The organism is Citrobacter sp. (assembly GCF_050252275.1).
Classification (GTDB): domain Bacteria; phylum Pseudomonadota; class Gammaproteobacteria; order Enterobacterales; family Enterobacteriaceae; genus Citrobacter_A; species Citrobacter_A amalonaticus.
This window is the reverse complement of sequence record NZ_JBFWLF010000407.1, coordinates 1-2,769: the sequence shown is the minus strand read 5'-3', so window position 1 is coordinate 2,769 and position 2,769 is coordinate 1. Positions and strand designations below refer to the sequence as shown.

The window sequence follows — 2,769 nt, the reverse complement described above, 5'->3', positions numbered from 1 at the left end:
AGGAAAATCAATTCATTGATTTTCGGCTGATAACCACAAAGAAGGAAAAACCACGTTTTTTCCTTCTTTGTCAGCAGCCTGAAAGGACAGCTCAGGCTGTCCTTTTTTACATCCATTCAAAAATTAATCCGCACGGCCCATATAGCGGCGCTCTTCGATATGAATGCGGATTTTCTCACCGGCGCTCAGGTATTCTGGCACCTGAATAACCAGACCGGTGCTCAGCGTCGCGGGTTTGTTACGCGCACTGGCAGAAGCGCCTTTGATGCCTGGAGCGGTTTCCACGATTTCCAGATCTACCGTCTGCGGCAGTTCGAGCGCCAGCAGTTGGCCGTCCCAGGTCAGCACCTGCATATCCGGCATTCCACCTTCCGGGATAAACAGCAGCTCTTCTTCGATCTGATCTTTGGTGAAGGTATAAGGCGTGTAGTCTTCTTTATCCATGAACACGTATTCGTTGCCATCGATATAGGAGAAATCGACGCCACGGCGGCTCAGGGTCACGGTATCGACAATGTCATCGCCCTTGAAACGCTCTTCCACTTTCAGACCCGTGCGGACATCGGAGAACCGCATTTTGTACAGCGTTGCCGCGCCACGGGCTGTCGGGGACTGAATATCGATATCTTTCACAATCAGCAGTTTGCCGTTGTAATTCAGTACCATACCTTTTTTGATTTCGTTCGCTCTTGGCATCGAAAAGATCCTGTTATAGAGATTAGCTAAATTATCGCGTCAAACTACTCGCGCCGGGTCATTCAGGCAAGTGGAATTCACCTTTAGCTGGTGCAAAAAAGGTGGTACTGTGCGCGCCTGTCCGGTGGTCACAATAAAGAGAGTCAGATTATGGAATGCCGTCCGGATTGTGGGGCGTGTTGTATTGCCCCTTCTATTTCCAGCCCCATCCCCGGCATGCCGCAGGGAAAGCCCGCAAACGTCAGGTGCGTCCAGCTCTCAGATGACAACCTGTGCCGTATCTTTGGCTCCAGCCTCCGCCCCAACGTCTGTCGCAGCCTCAAACCGTCCCAGGAAATGTGCTTAACGAACCGCGACGAGGCGATGACCTGGCTTATTGATCTTGAAGCGCTGACCGCGCCCTAAACATCCTTAATGCGCGACAGGCAGGCCATGGTGGCGACAATCATCACCAGCGCAAACCAGAAAACGGCATGGTAGTTCCAGATTTCAGCGGCAATGCCCGCCAGCGATCCGGCGATAATCCAGCCGACGCGGATGGTATTGGTGTAGAGCGTGGTGGCGGACCCTGCCTGACCAGGCATCAGATCCTGAAAATAAAGCATGCCGATGCCGCCGAGAATACCGATATAGATGGCGTTCAGCAATTGTAAACCCAGCAGCACAACAGGGGAGTGCGCGATCAGCATTCCTGCGTAAAAGCAAAAACCGGCAGCGACCGCAATGCACATTAGCAGACGTTTACCCAGACGTTTTGCGAAGTAGCCAGCAATCAACATGGTCGGGATTTCCAGAGCGGCCGCTGTCCCCATCATCACACCCGCCAGTTTCTCCGGCAGATGCAGCTCATTAATAATAAACAGCGGCATATTAATGATATACAGGCTGTTGGTACCCCACATTAAGGTACAAATGGCAAACAGCAGCAGGGTATCGCGACGGTTACGACGCGGCGCTTCCAGCGTACCGATCGCCAGTGCGGTCTCTTTGCGCATGGATGGTAAGAAAAACCATACCATTGCACCGCAAACCACAAACGCCACCGCGGCACTGAGGTACATCACCGTAAAGCTGAAGCCCATTGCCAGCGCGTAAGCCAGCGGCGGGCCGATCACCCACGCAAGGGAAACCTGGGCGCGCAGTATGGAGCTGAACATCACCGCTTCACGGCCTGTGCGGTCAGCATGTTCGCGGGCCAGGGCAAACATTTGCGGGTTGGCGGTCGACCCAAAACTGCTGAGAAACACCCCGATAAACAGCAAAATAAAGTAGTTACGATTCCAGGCAAATAACACGCACGCCAGCATGCCCAGCGCACAGCAGAAGACGATCAGCTTTTTGCGATCGCCTTTTTTATCTGAACGTCCCGCCAGAAACTGGCTCACCAGGATGCCGATCACCGCACTGCCGGTAAAAAAGAAGCCGACCATTGCTGGGCGCGCATGGACTTCATCAGTCAGAAAAAGGCTTAGCGTGGGGGTCTGTAGCGCACCGGCGATACCGGTGAGAAAGGCGACAATAAGGAAAGCCGTAGACGTCAGGTCAAACGTTTTTGGCGAGGCGGCAGCGGGGGTATTGTGCATGTTTGGATATCAGTAGTGTGACGAGACGCGGAGTTTACGCCGCTTAGTGAGAAATAAACAGATGACTAAATCAAAATCGCCACGAAAAATCAAAATGGCATTTCACTCTGACAATGCTGTTAGCTGACGCTGCTGAACCTTAAGTGAAATGACGCTGTATTGACTTCAGCAACCTACCGCCAGTGAGGCAAAAATGTGCATTGCTTCTAAATTTTGCGATCAAAAATGCAACTTTACTTGCGTGCTGAAGCAGAAAGCGCAAGACTTCTTGAAACGTTTCAGCGCTGTCGAGTTTCAGTTGAGGGAACCGTATAGCGTCTTTTTTCTCATGTAAGCTGAATCGTTTCAATTCAGCAGGAGAGGAGAACCATGTTTCAGTTATCCGTTCAGGACATTCATCCGGGCGAGCAGGCCGGAGACAAACAGGAAGCCATCCGTCAGGTTGCCGCTGCGTTAGTGCAGGCTGGCAACGTTGCGGACGGCTACGTAG

At 52.3% G+C, this 2,769-nt stretch carries 3 protein-coding genes and 1 pseudogene; 2 read left to right on the top strand and 2 right to left on the bottom strand.

Annotated features, from left to right (window positions below; genetic code table 11):
* Positions 1–123 precede the first annotated feature (123 nt).
* On the bottom strand, positions 124–696 hold the full coding sequence (yeiP, locus tag AB7E14_RS22440; protein ID WP_012131588.1) for an elongation factor P-like protein YeiP: 573 nt from the start codon (positions 694–696) through the stop codon (positions 124–126).
* A 150-nt stretch (positions 697–846) separates the two neighbouring features.
* Between yeiP and AB7E14_RS22435 the strand changes: the two genes are divergently transcribed.
* Positions 847–1,101, top strand: coding sequence for a YkgJ family cysteine cluster protein (locus AB7E14_RS22435; RefSeq protein ID WP_043000107.1), 255 nt, complete (start codon positions 847–849; stop codon positions 1,099–1,101).
* On the opposite strand, the gene setB is transcribed toward AB7E14_RS22435, so the two are convergent.
* On the bottom strand, positions 1,098–2,279 hold the full coding sequence (gene setB, locus AB7E14_RS22430; RefSeq protein ID WP_316962507.1) for a sugar efflux transporter SetB: 1,182 nt from the start codon (positions 2,277–2,279) through the stop codon (positions 1,098–1,100). The genes AB7E14_RS22435 and setB overlap by 4 nt on opposite strands.
* A gap of 369 nt (positions 2,280–2,648) precedes the next feature.
* Here setB and AB7E14_RS22425 point away from each other — a divergent pair.
* Positions 2,649–2,769: pseudogene (locus AB7E14_RS22425) on the top strand (fused PTS fructose transporter subunit IIA/HPr protein); the annotation flags it as partial.